Consider the following 19,449-nt stretch of genomic DNA (forward strand, 5'->3'; position numbering starts at 1 on the left):
GACGACGGGGGTGGAGGCGGCACAGCGTTGCCAAGACGGTTCAGGACTCAATCGAAATGCACGGCCGGCGCTTCGACCTTCTCGCCCTTGGCCGGCGGCTTCGGCCGCTTGAGCAACAGCACCAGTGGGATCGCCGCCATGGTGAGGATCATCATCAGTTTGAAATCGTCGAGATAGGCGATCATCGCTGCCTGCTGGTTGACGATGCCGTCGGCCATGGCGAGCGCCGCATCGGTGCTGCCGCCGAGGATCGAGCCGACCAGCGGATCCGCCGCGGTGAGCCCGCCCGCCGTGATATGCGCGCCCAATTCGGCATGGTTGATCTGAAGGTTGCGCGCGAGCAGCACCGTCACCGTGGAAATGCCGACCGACCCGCCGATGTTGCGCGACAGGTTCATCAGGCTGGCGCCTTCGGTGCGCTGGTGCGGCGGCAACGTGCCGAACGCCATGATGTTGAGCGGGATGAAGATAAGCCCGAGCCCGACGCCCTGCACCAGCCCGGTGACGATGAACGGCGTGGAGCCCATCTCGATCGTCCAGCCGGTCATGTCCCACAGCGAATAGGCCGCGATGATCAGCCCGCTGCCGACCAGCAGCCGCGGATCGACATTCTGCTTCATCAGCCGCCCGGCCAGCGCCATGCTGGCGACGATGCCGACGCCGCGCGGCATCAGCAGGATGCCGGTTTCCAGCACGGGATAGCCGAACAGGCTCTGCAGCATCGGCGGCAGCAGCGCGAGCGAGGCGGTCATCAGCACGCCGATGACGATCATGAAGCCGATGCCGGTGACCAGATTGCGGTTGGCGAACAGGCTGCGTTCGAACATCGGGTTCTTGCCGGTGAACAGATGCACGCCGAACATCCAAGCGGCGCAGAGCGCCACCATGCCTTCGATGCGCACCTCCCACGACTCGAACCAGTCGTTGGTCTGGCCGCGATCGAGCATCAGCTGGAACACGCTGATCGCGATCGCCAGTAGCGAAAAGCCGAACAGATCGAAGCGGCGCAGGCGGATCTCGCGCGTCGGCAGCAATGCCCAGAGGATTGCGAAGGTCACGATGCCGACCGGCACGTTGACGTAGAAGCACCAGCGCCAATCATAATTGTCAGTCAGCCACCCGCCGATCACCGGCCCCAGGATCGGCCCGACCATCACCCCCATGCCCCAGATCGACATTGCGCCGGCCTGTTTGGAGGGCGGGTTGATGTCCATCATCACCGTCTGGCTGAGCGGGTTCATGAACGCCGCGGCGATGCCCTGCAGGACGCGGAACAGCACCATCTCGGGCAGGTTGGTGGCGAGACCGCACAGCATCGAGGCGAGCACGAAGCCGACCACGGCATAAAGGAACAGGTTGCGGCTGCCGATCCGGTCGGACAGCCACCCGGTCATCGGAATTGCGACCGCCGAGGCGACGATATAGGAGGTCAGCACCCAGGTGACGGTGTCGGCGGTGGCGCTGAGCGACGCCTGCATGTGCGGCAGCGCGACATTGGCGATAGTCGAATCGAGGATCTGCATGATCGTCGCGGCCATCACGCCGATGGTGAGCATCGGACGATTGCTGGTGTGGAGCGCAGCGCGCTCGACCGCCGGCGCCGGTGCCTCGGTCGATTCGACTTCGGCGAGCGGATCGACGCCGCCGGGCGGGTTAGCGGTTGCCATGATCGCGCACGTCGATCGTCACCTCGGCGGACAGGCCGGCGATCAACGGGCGCGGGCTCGGTTCGTCGATCGCGATGCGCACCGGCACGCGCTGCGTGACCTTGACCCAATTGCCGGTCGCGTTCTGCGCCGGCAGGACGGAAAATTCCGAACCGGTGCCCGCACCGATCGACTGGACATGGCCCTTCAGCTTGAGGCCCTTATAGGCGTCGAACGCGACCTCGGCAGGCTGGCCGACGCGCATCTGATTGAGATCGGTTTCCTTGAAATTGGCCTCGACCCAGGAGCGGTTGCTCTTGACGATCGATACCGCGGGGAGGCCGGAAACCATCATCTGGCCGACCTGTAGCCGGTCCGACTGGCTGATCGTGCCGCCATAGGGCGCATAGACCGCGGTGCGCGTGAGATCGAGCGCGGCCTTGGCGCGTTGCACCTGTGCCGCGGCGATCGCCGGCGAGACCGCGCTGCCGCCGGTGGCAAGCTTGGCGCGGGCCTCGGCGGCACCAGCCTGCGCATTGCCCAGCGTGGCGCGCGCCTGCTGCAGGCTGTGTTCGGCCTGTTGCAGCCGTGCGCGCGTGGTGAAGCCCCGCTTCATCAATGCGGCCTGACGGTCATAATCTTCCTGCGCGGCGAGGATCTGGTCCTGCGCGGCGGCGATATCGGCGCCCTTGCCCTGATAGCTGGACTGCAGCGTGCCGACATCGACCCGGGCGTTGGCGATCGCCACATCGGCCTGCGCGACGGCGATGCGGTAGGGATCGGGATCGATGCGGAACAGCAGGTCGCCGGCCTTGACGGTCTGATTTTCGTGCACCGCAACCTGCACGATGCGGCCCGCGACATCGGCCGACACCGAGACCTTATCCTGCGCGATATAGGCGTTGTCGGTGGAGACGAAGCGCCCCGCGGTGAGCCACAGATAGGCCGCCACGGCGATCACCAGCAGCGGCACGCTGATCATCAGCGCGGTGCGCTTCCAGCGGCGCTTGGCGGTGGGCTCGGGCACGATCACGGTCTCCGCCACGAACGGCTTCCGGGGGTCTGCATCAGCCATGGTCGGCCTCGTTAGTGTCGATTGCGGTGAGGTTGTCGCGGATCCGCTGCAGCGTTTCCGAAAATAGCGTGCGGCTGTGATCGTCGATCCCGGCCAGCGCGTCGTCGAGCAGGCCGTCCGCCACGACATGGAGCTTGTCGAGCAGCGGGCGGGACGTGTCGGTGAGGTAGATGCGCCAGACACGGCGATCGGTCGGATCGCGGCGGCGCTCGACATGCCCGGCTTCCTCGAGCCGGTCGATCATCCGGCACAGTGTGATCGGCTCGACCTCGAGCCGATCCGCCAGACCACCCTGGTTGATGCCTTCGACGCGGCTCAGCGTGGTGAGCACGCGCCACTGTGCACGTGTCACGCCGATCAGCCGGGCGCGCGCATCGAAGCGACGCCGCAACAGGCGCGACACATCGCTGACCAGAAAGCCGACATTTTCCATCCGCACGCACATAGTAAGCATGCTTAGGGTTGGCAATGGTAGAGCAACATTGGCGACAGGTTGCGACTATGGTGCGAGTTACTCTCAATAGCGTTGACAATGCGAGTTACTCGCAATAGCGGCTTTGTAACAACAAGGGGATCTTTTCATGCGTTCCGATACCAGTCGCCGCTCGCTCACCGCCACGCCGGCATTCCTGGCGCTGTCCTGCTTCGGGGCGTTCATGACGGCGCCGGCGGCAGCCGCAATCGATGGCACGCCCGCGGCCGACACCGATCAGTCGCAACGCCAGGATGACGACATCATCGTCAACGGCGAGCGGCAGAAGTCGGTCGAAAGCCCCAAGGCAACGCGCCCGCTGCTCGATACGCCGCAGACGATCACGGTGATCGGCGACCAGACGATCCGCAAACAGAATTTGCTGACGTTGCGCGACGCGCTGCAGACGATCCCCGGCATCACCTTCGGCGCGGGCGAGGGCGGCGGTGGCTATGGCGACAGCATCAACCTGCGCGGTTATTCGGCCAACAACGACATCACGATCGATGGGGTGCGCGACAGCGCGCAGTATAGCCGCAGCGAGACGTTCAACCTGCAGCAGATCGAAGTCTATAACGGCGCGAACAGCGTGTTCAACGGCGCGGGCTCGGTCGGCGGCACGATCAACCTCGTCACCAAGGTGCCACAGCGCGAGAACCTGACGGTGGTCCAGGCCGGCGTCGGCACGGACGATTATTACCGCGCGACGGTCGACAGCAATGTGCGGGTCAGCGATCTCGTCGCGGTGCGGCTCAACGGCGTGTATCACCGCAACGACGTGCCCGGCCGCGATGTCGAGAAGAACAAGCGCTGGGCGGTTGCGCCGTCGCTGACCATCGGCGTGGATAGCCCGACCAATCTGGTGTTCCAGTATCTGCACCAGAAGGACAATAATGTGCCGGTCTACGGCGTGCCCTATTACCGCAACGCCTTCTTCAGCGGGCCACTGCCCGGCGTCGACGACAGCAATTATTACGGCATCGAAAATCTCGACAAGCAGGACATTCTGGTCGACCAGGCGACGGTGCGCTTCACGCATGCGTTCAGCGACAAGGTGTCGATCCGCAACCTCAGCCGCTGGCAGCGCGTCAGCCAGGATTCGGCCACCAGTGCGCCGCAGGGCACCTATTGCCTGCCCGGGGCGACGGCGGGGACGGGGATTGCCGGCAACGGCACATCGTGCACGACGCCCGGTTTTTACGTGCCGAGCGGCCCGCGCGGGACGATCCGCGATCAGGAAAATCAGCTCCTGTACAATCAGACCGATCTGCGCGCGGTGTTCGACACGTTCGGGCTCGAGCATACGGCGGTGCTCGGCGCATCCTTCGCGCAGGAGGATTATTCGATCGTCAGCGGCAACGTGCTGCGCACCGCGAGCGGCGTGGTCGTCGCGCAGCCCAATATCGACCTCTTCAACCCGAACACCACCTACACCGGCGCGCTGAACTTCATCCAGGCGAGCCGCGCGCAGGGCGTCAGCACCAATGCCGCGGCCTATCTGTTCGACACGATCAAGATCGTGCCGCAACTCGAGGCCAATGTCGGGCTGCGCTACGAGCATGCCAAGGCGACGTTCCGGACCGATACCTATTCGACGGCGACGGCAGCGGGATCGCCAGCACTCGGCACCTATACGCGCGGGCTGAACCAATCGAGCGACGAGACCCTGTTCTCGTACCGCCTGGGCCTCAATTTCAAGCCGATCGACACGGTCAGCCTCTACGTCGCCTATGGCAATTCCACCACGCCGACTTCGGCGACGGTGCGGTTGAGCTGCGGCACGGTGATCACCGCGCCGTCGGGCGCGCTCGATCCGTGCGACGTGCAGCCGGAAAAGGCGGTCAATTACGAGATCGGCGCCAAGGCCGATCTGTTCGGCCGCCGCCTGCAACTGACCGCCGCGGTGTTTCGCAACGACCGCACCAATTACCGTGTCGCGACCAACGATCCGATCGTCGGCACGCTGCCGGTGACCGACGGCCGCTCGCGCGTCGACGGCATCGCGCTCGGCGCCAGCGGCAACATCACCAAGGCGTGGAGCGTGTTCGCCAACTATACCTATCTCGACAGCGAGATCAGACAGAGCGTGTCGAACTTCTGCCTGGCCAATCCGGGGCGGCTGACCACCAGCACGGCGACGCCGCCGGTGACCACCAACATCTGCGGCAATTCCACCGCGGTGCTCGACCCGCAGGCCGGGCAGGAGCTGAACAACACGCCCAAACATTCGGGCAGCCTGTTCACCACCTATACGCTGCCGTTCGGGCTACAGCTCGGCTATGGCCTGAGCTACCAGGGCAGCTTCGCGCTCAACAACAGCGCGCTGGTGACGCCGATCGTGGCCGGCAGCAACGGCCTGGCCAACGGCGCGGCGCTGACCCCGGTGTTCCGGACCAAGGCCTATACCACGCATCGCGCCTTCCTGTCCTATCCGGTCACGCCCGGCCTCACCGCGCAGGTCAACGTGCAGAACTTTACGAACGCGCGCTACTTCACCGGCATCCGCAACAATGGCTGGGCGGTACCGGGCGAGGATCGGTCGGCGGTGTTCAGCCTCTACTACAGCTTCTGACCGATCTGGCGCGATCGGGCTGGCATGCGTCGCCCGATCGCGCCACACTGATGCCATGACCGGGAAATCGAACCGATGCTGACTACCATCCCCGACGTTCTGGATGCGGCGGCGGTCGCGCGGCTGCGCGCGCTGATCGATGGTGCGCCGTGGGTCGACGGCAACGTGACGTCGGGCGCGCAGAGCGCGCTGGTCAAGCGCAACGAGCAATTGCCCGAAGACAGCGCCGAGGCGCGCGCGGCGGGCAATATGGTGCTCGAGGCGCTGGGCCGGTCGCCCCTGTTCGTCGCGGCGGCACTGCCGGCCAAGGTATTTCCGCCGCTGTTCAACCGCTATGCCGGCGGGCAGGCATTCGGCACACATATCGACAATGCGATCCGCATGCAGCGCGGCACCGATTTCCGCATCCGCAGCGATCTCTCGGCGACGTTGTTCCTCGAACCGCCCGAAGCCTATGACGGCGGCGAGCTGGTGATCGAGGACACGTTCGGGGTGCAATCGATCAAGCTGCCGGCCGGCCATCTGCTGCTCTATCCCGCTTCCAGCCTGCACCGCGTCGAGCCGGTGACGCGGGGCACGCGCACCGCCTCGTTCTTCTGGATCCAGTCGATGGTGCGCGACGACGGCGCGCGGCGCATCCTGTTCGATCTCGACCAGGCGGTGCAAAGCGTCGCGCTGGCGCAGGGGCAGGGCGATGCCGCGGTGGTGCAACTGACCGGCGTGTATCACAATCTGTTGCGGCGCTGGGCCGAGGCATGAGGCGGGCGGCGGTCGCGCTGCTGCTCGCCGCCGGCGCAGGCCAGGCGCAATCCGGGCCGTTTGCCGCGATACCCGATGTCACGATCCTTTATTACGATGTCGCCGGCACCGACCTGCCGACGATCCGCGCCGACATGCGCAAGCTCAGGCCGACCGACCCCGCCGACCAGCAGCGCGTCGATGCGCTGACGCGTACCGCGCTGCGCTGGTCGTGGCCGGTGCGCGACGGCGCATGCCAGCTGCAGGACGCGACGGTGACGTTCAGCGCGACGGTGACTCTGCCGCGGCTGGCCGATGCCGCGGTGCCGGAGACCGTCCGGCTGGACTGGGCGCGGTATCTCGCCGTGATCGAGGCGCACGAGCTGGCGCATCTGCGCAACGGCTATGACGGCCGGCTCGAACTGCTGGCAGCGATCAACGCGGCCACTTGCGATACGGCCGATGCGGTGGCCAAGGCGGCGCTGGCGGCGATCCAGCAACGCGACTTCGCCCTGGACCGGGCGACCGATCACGGCGCGCGCGATCCCGCAACTGGCGCGGAAACCCCTGCTGCGCCGGCAACGGCAGCGCGCCCGCACTAAGCCGGGGGGGCGGCCGGCGCCGCCCGGTTCGCCCTGGTCTTATCTGAGCAGCACCGGCGGTTGCGCGCGGATTGTTTGGCTGCCGCGCACCCCTTCCTCCCGGTCGTGCGTTCGGCGGGCAATGAAGAGCGTGTGGTTCATCACCAATCCGGCCTCGGGCTCGACCAGCCAGGCGAAATGCGATGCGATCCAGGCGGTGTTTGCCGAGCGCGGGCTGACGCTGGCCGGGCGCACCGCGTTCCCGGCGGATGACCTGCCCGAGCCCGCCGCGCTCGATGCCGCCGGGGTGGACACCGCCATCCTGTTCGCCGGCGACGGCACGGTCAACGCCGCGGTATCGCGGCTGGCCGCATGGCGCGGGAAGATTCTGATCCTGCCGGGCGGAACGATGAACCTGCTCGCCAAGGCGCTGCACGGCGATGCCGATGCCAGCGCGATCGTGCATGCCGCGCATCGCGGTGGCGAGACCGTCGCGCTGCCGGTCGTCGCGGCCGGGCCGCATCGCGGGCTGGTCGGCGTGATCCTGGGGCCGGCGGCAAGCTGGGTGCGGGCGCGCGAACTGGTGCGCGCCGGCCGGCTGCGCGGGTTGCTGCGCGCGATGCGCCACGCCTGGGCGAAGACGTTCACGCGCGGCATCCGGCTTGAGGACGTACCGGCGCTGCGCCACCGCCAGCAGGCGATCTTCGTCATGCCCGACAATGGCAACCTCGATCTGCGCGGCATCGACGCGCGCGCCTGGCGCTCGATCGTCGCGCTCGGCTGGGACTGGCTGACCGGCGACTGGATCGCCTCGCCGGCGGTGACGCAGGTGCATGTCGCCGCGCTGCGCGTCGCCGGGCGCAAGCCGACGCTGGCGCTGTTCGACGGCGAACCGGTGATGCTCGCGCCGGGCGTGACGATTACCGGCGGGATGACCGCCAAGATGTTCATTCGGACCAAGGGGAAAAGTGCGTGATCCGCCTGTTTCATGTCAGCGACGTGCATTTCGGACGCGAGGATCGCGCCGCGGTCGCCTGGTTCGAGGAGACGGTGCATGCCGAGAAACCGGACGCGGTGATCATGACCGGCGATCTCACGATGCGCGCCAAGAAGGACGAGTTCGATGCCGGACTCGCCTGGCTGCAGCGGTTGGGCGTGCCGGTGACGGTGGAGGTGGGCAATCACGATCTGCCGCTGTTCAACCCGCTGCGCCGCTTCTTCCGCCCCTATCATCGCTATCACAAGGTCGAGCGGCTGGTTGAAAAGCCGCTCGACCTGCCCGGCGTGGTGATCGTGCCGCTGGTCACGACGGCGCGATTCCAGTTCCGGCTCGATTGGTCGAAAGGCTATGTCGGGACGCGCAACCTGGAACAGACGCTGGCGCTGGTCGAGGCGGCGCCCAAGGACGCGCTGGTGTTCATCGCCTGCCATCATCCGCTGATCGAGGGCGACACGCAGGCAACCTCCGAGACGCGGCACGGCAAGCAGGCGTTCGCCGCACTCGCCGCCGCCGGCGCGGATGCGGTAATGACCGGCCATGTGCATGACGCGTTCGACATCGTGCACGAGACGGGCGGTCACCGCATGCGGATGATCGGCGCCGGCACGCTGTCGGAACGGACGCGCGCGCTGCCGCCGTCGTTCAACGAGGTGCGGATCGCCGACGGCACGTTCGATGTGGTGTTGCGCAATTTCGGGCCGCAGCCGGATGTCGTGCTGCCCCGGGAACAGACGTCGGCCTAGCGCAACCAGCGCTGCATCTGGGGGAAGGGGGCGGCACCGTGCGCCTTGGCCGTCGGCGCATCGTACGCCATGCCGAACCATTGCAGCAGCGGCAGCGCGAGATAATCGCCCGCGTCGAACAGGGCGGCAAGATGCGCCCCGCCGCCCTTATAGCCGTGATCGTGAAACACGATGCGGGGATCGATGCCGATCGCCCGCGCGGCGGCATAGGACCAGGCGATCGCCGCCATCTCCTCGCCGCCATCCGGCGGCACGTCGCCGAGCGTCGGGCGCGCTGCCGGATCGGTCACCGCGATATGCCCCGCCTCGTGCAGCAGATCGCCCGGATGGGTCAGTCGCGCGAGATCGACGACCAGCGCGCCGTCCCGGATCGCCATGGCGGGTAGAAAGGTATCGCCGGGGATTGCCTCCAGCACCACCGCAATGCCGATGCGATCGAGGAAGGTGAGGATGCCCGTGGTGATGTCGTTCTGCGGCGTCATGGTCGGCAACGATAAGCGACCCTGCAGCGGAAGAGTAGCGGCTTGGAACCGAAAAGGGCGGCCCGTTGCCGGACCGCCCTTTTGCGTAGCAATAAAGGAAAGACTTAGCGCTTCGAGAACTGGAAGCTCTTGCGTGCCTTCGCCTTGCCGTACTTCTTGCGCTCGACGGTGCGGCTGTCGCGGGTCAGGAAGCCTGCCGCCTTGACCGCGGCGCGCAGCACCGGCTCGTACTTGGTCAGCGCCTGGCTGATGCCATGCTTGACCGCGCCGGCCTGGCCCGAAAGACCACCACCCTTGACGGTGCAGATCACGTCATAGGCGCCATCGCGCTCGGCGATACCGAACGGCTGGTTGATCACGAGACGCAGCGTTGGACGTGCGAAATACACTTCCTGATCGCGGCCGTTGATCGTGATCTTGCCCGAACCCGGCTTGATCCACACGCGGGCAACCGCATCCTTGCGGCGGCCCGTGGCATAGGCGCGGCCCTGCTTGTCGATGATCTGCTCGCGCAGCGGCATCGGCTCGCGCTCGATCACCGGCGCCGACGGTGCATATTCGTCACCGGCGAGGACCGGCGTGCTGACGCCGTTATTCTGGGTTGCCGGCTCCTGGTTGGTCAGGCCGGCGAGGTCGGAAAGCGACTGGCGGTTGTCGGACATTATGCGCCCACCTTGTTCTTGCGGTTCATGCTGCCGATGTCGAGGACCTGAGGGTCCTGCGCTTCGTGCGGATGCTCGGTGCCGGCGAAAACGCGCAGGTTGCGCATCTGGTCACGACCCAGAGGACCGCGCGGGATCATCCGCTCGATCGCCTTTTCGATGATCCGCTCCGGGAAGCGACCCTCGAGGATCTTGCCCGCGGCCACGCCCTTGATGCCGCCCGGATAGCCGGTGTGGCGGTAATAGATCTTGTCCTTGAGCTTGTTGCCCGTGAACCGAACCTTGTCGGCGTTGATGATGATGACATTGTCACCGCAATCGACGTGCGGGGTATAGCTCGGCTTGTGCTTGCCTCGCAGGATGTTCGCGACGATCGAGGCCATGCGGCCGACGACCAGCCCATCGGCATCGATAATATGCCATTTCTTCTCCACCTCGTACGGCTTGGCCGACTTGGTGGTCTTCATCAGCGCCTTCATGGCAGACCTTCCAGTGTTAAACGAAACCGCGCCGCCAGTTGCCGGGCGGCGCGAATGACGAGGCTAATGATCGGAGGGCCGCGCAAAGTCAAGCTTTGCGCGGCTTTGCTGACGGGTAATATGATACCATGCGCCTCAGTGCGAGCGGCGGCCGACCTGATGGGCCGCCACCGTCACCGCGATCAGCAGCAGCGCCGCGTTGACCTGATGCGCCACGGCGACCGCGATCTGCACGCCGGTCATCAGCGTCGCGATGCCGAGCAGGATCTGCAGCACGACCAGGGTGATGATCGCATGGCCCGGGCCCTTGCTGCCGGTGCGCGACGATCGCAGCGCCAGCCAGATCAAGGCGGCGGCGGCGGCAAACGCGGTCCAGCGGTGGATGAACTGCACGACGATGGGATTGTCGATCGCGTTGCGCGTCACCGACCAGCCGGCATGCCAGCCGCCCGCCGGGAACCAGGCATCGCCCATCAACGGCCAGCTCGAAAAGGCATAGCCGGCGTCGAGCCCGGCGGTGAAGGCGCCAAGAATGATCTGCACGAACAGGACGAGGAGCGCGACGATCGCCACGGAGCGCAGCGGCGCGGGGCGCGCGAAGCGATCGCGGTGCAGCGCGCGCAGGTCGAGCGCGGTCCATACCGTGCCGGCGAGCGTCGCCAGGGCGGTGACGAGATGCGTGGCAAGCCGGATATGGCTGACATCGGTGCGCTGGCTGAGGCCGGATTTGACCATCCACCAGCCGATCGTGCCCTGCAGCGCGCCGAGCGCAAGGATCGCGACCAGCCGCCGGCCATAGCCCTTGGGGATCTGCCGCCGCACCGCGAACCACAGCAGCGGTAGCGCGAAGACCATGCCGATCAGCCGCGCGAGCACGCGATGCAGATATTCCCAGAAGAAGATCGCCTTAAACCCGGCCAGCGTCATGCCGCTGTTGATCTGCGTATATTCGGGGATGCGCTTGTAATTGGCGAACTCGGCCTGCCACTCAGCCTCGCTGAGCGGCGGGACGATGCCGCTGATCGGCTTCCACTGCGTGATCGACAGGCCGGATTCGGTCAGCCGGGTGATCCCGCCGACCGCGACGATCGCAAGAATCATGGCAGCGACGACCAATAGCCAGAGTGCGATCGCGCGCGGGCGGGTGGAAGATTGTGTCATCTGCAGCATGGGAGGGTGGTAGCGTGGCACGGCAGTGTCGTCGATATGACAGATGGTCGCACCCGCGGCGCTCGACATGCCGGTCCAGGCGCGGTTTGGGCATCATTTGCCAAAGGCCAGAAACAGCACATGATATATTGTAACCCGGCGCAACCGGCGATATATAGCACCCACGATGACGACACACTCCCGCATTTCTCCGCTCGGCTGGATCGAGTCGCATGCCGATCGCCTGGCGATCGGCCTGTCGGGCCTGTGCATGGTGCATTGCCTGACCAGCGCGATCCTGCTCGCCTTGCTGTCGACTGCGGGCGGAATGCTGCTCAATCCGATCTTCCATGAAATCGGTCTGACCATCGCGATCGGCTTCGGCATTCTTGCGCTGGGCCGTGGCATTGCCGCGCACGGCTATATGATGCCGGCATCGGTCGGTGCACTCGGCCTTGGCATCATGGCCGGCGCGATGTCGCTGCCGCATGACGGCAGCGGGCTGGAGACGATCTGGACCCTGGTCGGCGTCGGTCTGCTCGCGCTGGGCCACGATCTGAACCGCCGCGCGACCTACTGAGCCGGCGGCGCGACCGGGACGGGCGCTTGCTCAACGGCGGCGCAGCTCTTACCTTATGACGATGGCTTCGCATCATCATCACCACGAACCCCTGGGCGCCGATCTCGCCACCGCGGCGCAGGCCACGCTGGAGAAATCCGGCGAGCAATGGACGGCGATGCGCGCAAACATCTTTGCGGCGCTGGCCGGGTTCGACAAGCCGGCCTCGGCTTATGATATCGCCGAAGCCGTTTCCAAGTCCGAGGGGCGTCGGGTCGCGGCCAACAGCGTGTATCGCATCCTTGACCTGTTCGTTGCGTCGAACCTGGCGCGCAAGGTCGAGAGCGCCAATGCCTATGTCGCCAATGCGCATCCCGATTGCCTGCACGACTGCATCTTCCTGGTCTGCGACTCGTGCGGGACGACGGTGCATATCGACGACGACGTGATCACCAAGGGCGTCCGTTCGGCTGCGGCGGCGACTGGTTTTTCTCCTGTTCGTCCGGTCATCGAAGTGCGCGGAACCTGCGCGGACTGTGACGCCCCGAGCTGAGGCTGGCCGATCGCGGTTAGTACCGCGCAATGTCTGTCGGGTGTCCGGTGGTGTGCTGACGGCGCGAATCGGGCGCGACGTCGGTGGGGTGAGGCAGGCGTTGCACGCGGCAGCGGCTCACGTATTCACTGGCATCATTCTGCTCCGGCCGTCCGCCGAAATCCGGGGTCGATCTAATATGGATCAAGAAACGATGCAGATGATCCAGCCCAATCGACAGCGGTTTCCGGCTCGGCTAAACCCCATCAATGTCTGATGTTACCGAAACGCCGTTGCTCGATACGGTCCATATCCCCGCGGACCTGCGCAAGCTCGCTCCGACCCAACTTCGCCAGCTGGCCGACGAACTGCGCGCCGAGACGATCTCCGCGGTCGGCGTCACCGGCGGCCACCTGGGATCCGGGCTCGGCGTGGTCGAGCTGACCGTCGCGATCCACTATGTGTTCGATACGCCCAACGACAAGCTGGTGTGGGACGTCGGGCATCAATGTTATCCGCACAAGATCCTGACCGGGCGGCGCGATCGAATCCGCACGCTGCGCACCGGTGGCGGCCTGTCGGGCTTCACCAAGCGCAGCGAGAGCGAATACGACCCGTTCGGCGCGGCGCATTCGTCGACCTCGATCTCGGCGTCGCTGGGCTTTGCCATCGCCAACAAGCTCGCCGGTACGCCGGGCAAGGGCATCGCGGTGATCGGCGACGGCGCGATGTCGGCGGGCATGGCCTATGAGGCGATGAACAATGCCGAGGCGGCGGGCAACCGGCTGATCGTGATCCTCAACGACAACGACATGTCGATCGCGCCGCCGGTCGGCGGGCTCTCGGCCTATCTTGCGCGGATGGTGTCGAGTTCCGAATATATGGGCTTCCGCAGCCTGGCCAAGAAGGTGGTGAGCAAGCTCTCCAAGCGCGTGCACAGCGCTGCGGCCAAGGCCGAGGAATTCGCCCGCGGCATGGCCACCGGCGGCACGCTGTTCGAGGAATTGGGCTTCTATTATGTCGGCCCGATCGACGGGCATAATCTCGAACATCTCATCCCGGTGCTGGAGAATGTCCGCGACGCCAAGGAAGGCCCGGTGCTGATCCATGTCGTGACCAAGAAGGGCAAGGGCTATGCCCCGGCCGAGGCGGCAGCGGACAAATATCACGGCGTGCAGAAGTTCGATGTGATCACCGGCACGCAGGCCAAGGCACCGCCGGGCCCGCCGCAATATCAGAACGTGTTCGGCGCGCAGCTGGTCAAGGAAGCGGCGCGCGACGAGCGCATCGTCGCGATCACCGCGGCAATGCCGTCGGGCACCGGGCTGGATGCCTTCGCCAAGAATTATCCCGATCGTTTCTTCGATGTCGGCATTGCCGAGCAGCATGCCGTGACCTTCGCCGCCGGGCTCGCCGCGCAGGGCATGCGCCCGTTCTGCGCGATCTATTCGACCTTCCTGCAGCGTGCCTATGACCAGGTCGTGCACGACGTGGCGATCCAGAACCTGCCGGTGCGCTTCGCGATCGACCGTGCCGGGCTGGTCGGCGCGGACGGCGCGACGCATGCCGGATCGTTCGACGTGACCTATCTCGCCACGCTGCCGAACTTCGTCGTCATGGCGGCGGCGGACGAGGCCGAGCTGGTGCACATGACGCACACCGCGGCGTGCCACGACAGCGGCCCGATCGCGCTGCGCTATCCGCGTGGCAACGGCACCGGCATCGACCTGCCCGCAACGCCCGAACGGCTCGAGATCGGCAAGGGCCGGATCGTGCGCGAGGGCAAGAAGGTCGCGATCCTGTCGCTCGGCACCCGGCTGGGCGAGGCGCTGAAGGCGGCCGACGCGCTCGATGCCAAGGGACTGAGCACGACGGTCGCCGATCTGCGCTTCGCCAAGCCGCTGGACGAAGCCCTGATCCGCCGCCTGCTCACCACGCACGAAGTCGCGGTGACGATCGAGGAAGGCTCGGTCGGCGGGCTTGGCGCGCACGTGCTGACGCTCGCCTCGGACGAGGGGCTGACCGATGGCGGGCTCAAGATCCGCACCATGCGCCTGCCCGACACGTTCCAGGACCAGGACAAGCCCGAGCTGCAATATGCTCAGGCTGGGCTGGACGCCGACGGCATCGTCGAGACGGTGCTGAAGGCGCTGCGGCACAATGATGCCGGGGTGGCGGAGGGCGCGCGCGCCTGAGCCCGGTTGGAGCAGGGCGTCAGGCGAGGTCCTAGCGGTTCATCGCCCCGGCTGCTGTGCCTGCGCCGCATCGGTGCCGTCGATCGCGAGGATCGAACGCGCGTCGCTGGGCTGGCGGGCGCGGCCCTTGCCGTCGCTGGCGGCGGCGATGACGCGCTCGAGCAGTTCCTGCCCCTCGCTCCACCAGCCGATGCCGCTGGCGGCGTTGAGGTGCCCCTGCGCGCCGGCATCGATGAAGTGGCTACCCCAGCCGACCGCCAGGCTGTGCGCGCGATCGAGATCGATCCAGGGATCGTCTTGGCTCGCCACGACGATCGAGGGAAAGGGCAGCGGTATGGTCGGTGTGGGGCCGAACGCTCTGACTTCGTCCTGCGCCGAGGGGCGATCGGCATCGGCCGGCGCGACCAGCAGCGCGCCGGCGACCGGCCAGCCATAAGGCTGGCGCGTCAATTCTGCCCACCACGCGACGGCCAGGCAGCCCAGACTATGGGCAGCAAGGATCACGGGCGCCTGCGCCTGGCGGATCGCCTGATCGAGCTTGGTCACCCAGGCATTGCGATGCGGGGTGTGCCACATGCCGAGTTCGACGCGCAGCGTATCGGGGCGCGCGCCTTCCCATAGCGTCTGCCAATGCGACGGGCCCGAACCGCCAAGGCCCGGCACGGTGAGGATCGTCGGCTGGGCCGGATCGAACGGTGAAAGACTTCCCATGTTCTCGGCTCCTGTTGATGTCGCAGAAGACGTGGCCGTGCTTAGCTCTAGGGGGACCAGCATGACCACGCCTCCCGACCTCGAAGCTATTCCTATCAATGTGATCGGCAATAGGCCTTGCGCCGGATCGACGAGGCGCTGCGCCAGTCGGAACGCCGTGGCGGGTTCCGTTCGGCTGGTCGCGGATCGCCTTCTGGTGGCCGCTCAAGCTGGGGGTGCGCGGCACGCCGTGCCCGGCTAGGGTCCGGCGCGAATCGAGGATTGCATGGCAAAGATACGGGTCGATCAATTGCTGGTGGAACGCGGCCTGGCCGAGAGCCGGACGCGTGCGCAGGCGTTGATCATGGCCGGGCTGGTGTTTGCGGGCACGCGCAAGGTCGACAAGCCCGGGCAGATGCTGGCCGACGACGTCGTGCTCGACGTGCGGGGACGCGATCATCCCTGGGTGTCGCGTGGCGGGGTCAAGCTGGCGCACGGGCTGGACCATTTCGGCTGGGCGGTGGACGGCGCGGTGGCGATCGACGTCGGATCCTCGACCGGCGGGTTTACCGACGTGCTGCTCACGCGCGGCGCGCACCGCGTCTATGCGGTGGATAGCGGCACCAACCAGCTGGCCTGGAAACTGCGGCAGGACGACCGCGTCGTGGTGCACGAACAGACCAGCGCGCGGATCCTGACCGCCGCGCATATCCCGGAGCCGATCGATCTGGTGGTGTGCGATGCGAGCTTTATCGGCCTCGCCAAGGTGCTCGCCGTGCCGCTCGGCTTCGTGGTGCCGGGCGGCCGCCTGCTGGCGCTGATCAAGCCGCAGTTCGAGGCCGGGCGCGAGGAAGTGGGCAAGGGCGGGGTAGTGCGCGATCCAGCAATTCACGACCGCGTCTGTGCGCAAGTCGTCGCGTGGCTGGAGTCGATCGGGTGGGCAGTGGCGGGCGTGGTCGAAAGCCCGATCACCGGGCCGGAGGGCAATATCGAGTTCCTGATTGCCGCGACCAGGCGGCCGATCGCTGCGTGAACCCACTATCGCGCACCGCGTGTGCAAATATTTTCGGCCAACCGGCGGGCTTTATCTTATATTGATGGTCTGGGATCTTAAACCGCGCGGCAGGCGTGGCGCAGGAAAGGTGTAGGCGTTGAGGGAAATTGCATCGAAGCAGCAACTGCGCCTGGCCTATTTGCGCTGGGCGGTGGTGACGGTGCCGCTGATCCTATTGCTCGGCTTCGGCTCCGCCCGGCTCGCGCCGATGGGCTCGAACAACCTATGGTACGAGGCGCTGGCGAAGCCGGCGGCGACCCCGCCCAATTGGGCCTTTCCGGTCGCCTGGACGACGATCTACATCCTGATGGGGCTGGCGTTGGCGATGATCATCCACGCGCGCGGATCGACGCTGCGCGGGCCGGCGATCGGCTTGTTCGTGATACAATTGCTAATCAATCTGATCTGGAGCCCGCTCTTCTTCGGCGCGCACCAGGTATTCGCCGCGCTGATCGTGATCGGGGTGATGTTCCTCGCCGCGCTGGCCACGACCCTGATGTTCGGCCGGATCCGCAAGGCGGCCGCCTGGCTGATGGTGCCCTATCTTGCCTGGCTGGTCTGTGCCGCGATGCTCAACTTCCAGATCCACCAGTTGAACCCGGACGCCGCCACCCTTGTGCCGTCTTCCAGCACCACCCAAATACCGCTCTGACATTATCGCAGGAATTGACATGCAAGCCGACAACAAGATTTTCGACGATTTCGTGAAGTTCGTGAACGGCGCCGCCGGGACGCTGGCCGGTGTCGGCCGCGAAGCCGAAGCAAGCGCGCGCTCGCGCGCGAGGGAATGGATCGGCGGGCTCGATTTCGTCAGCCGTGACGAATTCGACGCGGTCAAGGCGATGGCGGCGGCCGCCCGCGACGAGGCGGACGCACTGCGCGCGCGGCTGGATGCGCTCGAGGCCAAGGTCGGCACGGGAGCCTGAGCATCTTATCCACAGAATTATCGACCGGCTTGTTCCCCTCCATGTTGCGGACCTCGCTGGGCCGGGGCACGCCCTACGCCCTGGTCCCGACCGGGGAGGGGGGCGCATGATGCTCGATGCCGATGACGACCGTGACGATGCTGCGCCGATCGACATGCTCGAGAGCTATTTCTCGGCGCATGGCTGGGAGCATGAGCGGCTTGACGACGAGGTGATCGCCAAGGTCAAGGGCAGCTGGACGACGTACGAGTTGCGCGCTTTGTGGCGTGACGAGGATAGCGTGCTGCAGTTCCTGGCCTTCCCCGACATCCGCGTGTCGGACGAACGCCGGATCGCGATCTACGAGGCGATCGGCCTGATCAACGAGCAATTGTGGGTCGGGCATTTCGAACTGTGGTCGTCGAGCGGCATCCTGCTCTATCGCCATGCGGCGATGATCGAGGGCGAGGGCGGCACCTTGTCGCTCGGCGCGGCGGAATTGCTGGTCGAATCCGCGATCGACGAGTGCGAGCGCTTCTACCCGGTGTTCCAGTTCGTGATGTGGGGCGGCAAGACGCCCAAGGAAGCGCTGGCGGCGGCGATGACCGAGACGCAGGGCGAAGCCTGATGCGGCTGTGGATGATCGGGTGCGGCAATATGGGCGGCGCGATGCTGCGCCGCTGGATTGAGACCGGGGCGGTCGCGGCGGGCGACGTGGATGTCGTCAATCGCGGTGACCGCGCGCTGCCCGAAGGCGTGCGACAGGCGCGCACGCTGCCCGCGGGGCCTGTGCCGGATGTCGTGCTGCTGGGCATGAAGCCGCAGCAGATCAATGATATCGCCGCGCGCTTCGCCGGCCAGATCGCCGGCGCGCCGCTGCTGATCTCGATCCTGGCCGGCGTGGACGAGGCGGCGCTGGCCGGGCGGTTCACCGCCGGCGCGATCGTGCGTGCGATGCCCAACCTTCCGGTCGGGATTGGCAAGGGCGTGGTCGGGCTGCAGTCCGCCAGTGCCGGGCCGGATGCGCGGGCGGCCGTGGCGGCGTTGATGGCGCCGCTCGGTCTGGTCGAATGGGTCGAGGCCAAGCTGTTCGATGCGGTCACCGCCCTGGCCGGCAGCGGACCGGGTTTTCTCTATCGCTTCATCGATGCGCTGGCGGCCGGCGGCGTGGCGCTCGGCCTGCCTGCCGATCAGGCGCAGCGGATGGCCGTGGCGACGGTCGAGGGTGCCGGCCTGATGGCGGCGGCGTCGGCGGACAGCCCCGCGGCGCTGGCCGATCGCGTGGCGAGCCCCGGCGGCTCGACCCGCGAGGGGCTCAACGTGCTCGATCGCGACGAGGCGCTGGCGGCGTTGCTGCGCGAGACGCTGGTCGCGTCGGCGCGGCGCAACGCGGAGATGGCGGCGGCGGCGCGCTGACGCGGCGGCGTCAGTCTCGCAAGCTCGCCACGCGCGAGCGCTCCTCGGCCGGGATCAGCCCTTCCAGCACTGCCCAGAAGCCCCCGACCGCGCCCTGGCCGGCACTGGCATAGGCCGCCGACAGCCGCTCGCGCAGCGCTTCGAACAATTCGTTTTCGAACGCCGCGCCCTCCGGCGTCAGGCGCAGCAGACGCTGGCGGCGGTCCTTGTCGCCGGGGCGCATCTCGATCAGGTTGCGCTCGGTCAGCTCGTTGATCACCCGGCCGAGCGATTGCTTGGTGATGGCGAGCAAGGCGAGCAGCTGGCTCACCGTCAGGTCCGGCTGGCGGGCGATGAAATACAAGGCGCGGTGATGCGCGCGGCCCAGTCCCTTGGCGGCCAGGCCGCGGTCGATCGCGCGCGTCAGATGACTGTTGCCGAAATAAAGCAGTTCGACGCCGCGGCGGATTTCGGTCTCGCGCAGGAACAGCGGCGAGGCGGAGGGAGTGGGGGAGGCCAT

22 protein-coding genes are annotated in these 19,449 nt (G+C 66.6%); 13 read left to right on the forward strand and 9 right to left on the reverse strand.

What is annotated here, in order from left to right:
• Positions 1-47 precede the first annotated feature (47 nt).
• From NV401_RS03190 to NV401_RS03200, 3 genes are read right to left on the reverse strand one after another with little or no spacing between them, the layout of a single operon-like run.
• Entirely contained in the window at positions 48-1,667 is a 1,620-nt protein-coding gene (locus tag NV401_RS03190) for a DHA2 family efflux MFS transporter permease subunit (protein ID WP_261292921.1), read from the reverse strand.
• Complete coding sequence (locus NV401_RS03195) at positions 1,654-2,721, reverse strand: HlyD family secretion protein (protein ID WP_261292922.1); 1,068 nt, start codon at positions 2,719-2,721, stop codon at positions 1,654-1,656. The genes NV401_RS03190 and NV401_RS03195 overlap by 14 nt, the downstream gene beginning before the upstream one ends.
• Positions 2,714-3,175: a MarR family winged helix-turn-helix transcriptional regulator gene (locus tag NV401_RS03200; protein ID WP_315369054.1), complete on the reverse strand. Its 462-nt coding sequence runs from the start codon at positions 3,173-3,175 to the stop codon at positions 2,714-2,716. Before NV401_RS03200 ends, NV401_RS03195 begins: the two co-directional genes overlap by 8 nt.
• 127 nt (positions 3,176-3,302) lie before the next feature.
• Here NV401_RS03200 and NV401_RS03205 point away from each other — a divergent pair, with 127 nt between their 5' ends.
• The 5 genes from NV401_RS03205 (at position 3,303) to NV401_RS03225 (ending at position 8,827) form a co-directional block, all read left to right on the forward strand.
• Positions 3,303-5,765, forward strand: a complete 2,463-nt coding sequence (locus NV401_RS03205; protein ID WP_261292923.1) for a TonB-dependent receptor — start codon at positions 3,303-3,305, stop codon at positions 5,763-5,765.
• A 75-nt stretch (positions 5,766-5,840) separates the two neighbouring features.
• Entirely contained in the window at positions 5,841-6,524 is a 684-nt protein-coding gene (locus tag NV401_RS03210; protein ID WP_261292924.1) for a Fe2+-dependent dioxygenase, read from the forward strand.
• Entirely contained in the window at positions 6,521-7,105 is a 585-nt protein-coding gene (locus NV401_RS03215) for a DUF922 domain-containing Zn-dependent protease (RefSeq protein ID WP_261292925.1), read from the forward strand. Before NV401_RS03210 ends, NV401_RS03215 begins: the two co-directional genes overlap by 4 nt.
• Positions 7,106-7,226: 121 nt before the next feature.
• Positions 7,227-8,060 carry a diacylglycerol/lipid kinase family protein gene (locus NV401_RS03220; protein ID WP_261292926.1) on the forward strand — a complete coding sequence of 278 codons (834 nt, stop codon included), beginning with the start codon at positions 7,227-7,229 and terminating at the stop codon, positions 8,058-8,060.
• Entirely contained in the window at positions 8,057-8,827 is a 771-nt protein-coding gene (locus NV401_RS03225; protein ID WP_261292927.1) for a metallophosphoesterase family protein, read from the forward strand. Before NV401_RS03220 ends, NV401_RS03225 begins: the two co-directional genes overlap by 4 nt.
• On the opposite strand, the gene NV401_RS03230 is transcribed toward NV401_RS03225, so the two are convergent.
• The 4 genes from NV401_RS03230 to NV401_RS03245 form a co-directional block, all read right to left on the reverse strand.
• Positions 8,824-9,309 carry a hypothetical protein gene (locus NV401_RS03230; RefSeq protein WP_261292928.1) on the reverse strand — a complete coding sequence of 162 codons (486 nt, stop codon included), beginning with the start codon at positions 9,307-9,309 and terminating at the stop codon, positions 8,824-8,826. The two genes, NV401_RS03225 and NV401_RS03230, sit on opposite strands and share 4 nt — an antisense overlap.
• Positions 9,310-9,413: 104 nt before the next feature.
• Positions 9,414-9,971 carry a 30S ribosomal protein S9 gene (gene rpsI, locus NV401_RS03235; RefSeq protein WP_261292929.1) on the reverse strand — a complete coding sequence of 186 codons (558 nt, stop codon included), beginning with the start codon at positions 9,969-9,971 and terminating at the stop codon, positions 9,414-9,416.
• Positions 9,971-10,450, reverse strand: a complete 480-nt coding sequence (gene rplM, locus NV401_RS03240; RefSeq protein ID WP_261292930.1) for a 50S ribosomal protein L13 — start codon at positions 10,448-10,450, stop codon at positions 9,971-9,973. Before rplM ends, rpsI begins: the two co-directional genes overlap by 1 nt.
• A gap of 135 nt (positions 10,451-10,585) precedes the next feature.
• Complete coding sequence (locus NV401_RS03245) at positions 10,586-11,620, reverse strand: COX15/CtaA family protein (protein ID WP_261292931.1); 1,035 nt, start codon at positions 11,618-11,620, stop codon at positions 10,586-10,588.
• Between the two features lie 166 nt (positions 11,621-11,786).
• Between NV401_RS03245 and NV401_RS03250 the strand changes: the two genes are divergently transcribed.
• The 3 genes from NV401_RS03250 to dxs all read left to right on the forward strand — a co-directional run bounded on the left by NV401_RS03250 (position 11,787) and on the right by dxs (position 14,885).
• Positions 11,787-12,179 (forward strand): MerC domain-containing protein, encoded by a 393-nt coding sequence (locus NV401_RS03250; RefSeq protein ID WP_261292932.1) that lies wholly within the window; start codon positions 11,787-11,789, stop codon positions 12,177-12,179.
• Positions 12,180-12,240: 61 nt separating this feature from the next.
• Positions 12,241-12,711 (forward strand): Fur family transcriptional regulator, encoded by a 471-nt coding sequence (locus NV401_RS03255; RefSeq protein WP_261292933.1) that lies wholly within the window; start codon positions 12,241-12,243, stop codon positions 12,709-12,711.
• 248 nt (positions 12,712-12,959) lie between these two features.
• Entirely contained in the window at positions 12,960-14,885 is a 1,926-nt protein-coding gene (gene dxs, locus NV401_RS03260; protein WP_261292934.1) for a 1-deoxy-D-xylulose-5-phosphate synthase, read from the forward strand.
• Between the two features lie 39 nt (positions 14,886-14,924).
• Here the strand turns inward: dxs and NV401_RS03265 are convergent, their stop codons facing one another.
• The gene (locus tag NV401_RS03265) at positions 14,925-15,596 is read right to left on the reverse strand and encodes an RBBP9/YdeN family alpha/beta hydrolase (protein ID WP_261292935.1); all 672 of its coding nucleotides are present in this window, start codon (positions 15,594-15,596) and stop codon (positions 14,925-14,927) included.
• Positions 15,597-15,861: 265 nt separating this feature from the next.
• Between NV401_RS03265 and NV401_RS03270 the strand changes: the two genes are divergently transcribed.
• The 5 genes from NV401_RS03270 to proC all read left to right on the forward strand — a co-directional run bounded on the left by NV401_RS03270 (position 15,862) and on the right by proC (position 18,950).
• The gene (locus tag NV401_RS03270; protein WP_261292936.1) at positions 15,862-16,608 is read left to right on the forward strand and encodes a TlyA family RNA methyltransferase; all 747 of its coding nucleotides are present in this window, start codon (positions 15,862-15,864) and stop codon (positions 16,606-16,608) included.
• A gap of 118 nt (positions 16,609-16,726) precedes the next feature.
• The gene (locus tag NV401_RS03275; RefSeq protein ID WP_261292937.1) at positions 16,727-17,281 is read left to right on the forward strand and encodes a TspO/MBR family protein; all 555 of its coding nucleotides are present in this window, start codon (positions 16,727-16,729) and stop codon (positions 17,279-17,281) included.
• A gap of 19 nt (positions 17,282-17,300) precedes the next feature.
• Positions 17,301-17,555 (forward strand): accessory factor UbiK family protein, encoded by a 255-nt coding sequence (locus NV401_RS03280; RefSeq protein ID WP_261292938.1) that lies wholly within the window; start codon positions 17,301-17,303, stop codon positions 17,553-17,555.
• Positions 17,556-17,664: 109 nt separating this feature from the next.
• Positions 17,665-18,162, forward strand: coding sequence for a type III secretion system chaperone family protein (locus NV401_RS03285; RefSeq protein WP_261293069.1), 498 nt, complete (start codon positions 17,665-17,667; stop codon positions 18,160-18,162).
• A complete protein-coding gene (proC, locus tag NV401_RS03290; RefSeq protein ID WP_261292939.1) occupies positions 18,162-18,950 on the forward strand; it encodes a pyrroline-5-carboxylate reductase in 789 nt (262 codons plus the stop codon). Before NV401_RS03285 ends, proC begins: the two co-directional genes overlap by 1 nt.
• A gap of 10 nt (positions 18,951-18,960) precedes the next feature.
• Here proC and NV401_RS03295 read toward each other — a convergent pair whose 3' ends face one another.
• Complete coding sequence (locus NV401_RS03295) at positions 18,961-19,449, reverse strand: MarR family winged helix-turn-helix transcriptional regulator (protein ID WP_261292940.1); 489 nt, start codon at positions 19,447-19,449, stop codon at positions 18,961-18,963.

The sequence above is a fragment of the Sphingomonas hylomeconis genome, assembly GCF_025370105.1.
Lineage (GTDB): Bacteria > Pseudomonadota > Alphaproteobacteria > Sphingomonadales > Sphingomonadaceae > Sphingomonas > Sphingomonas hylomeconis.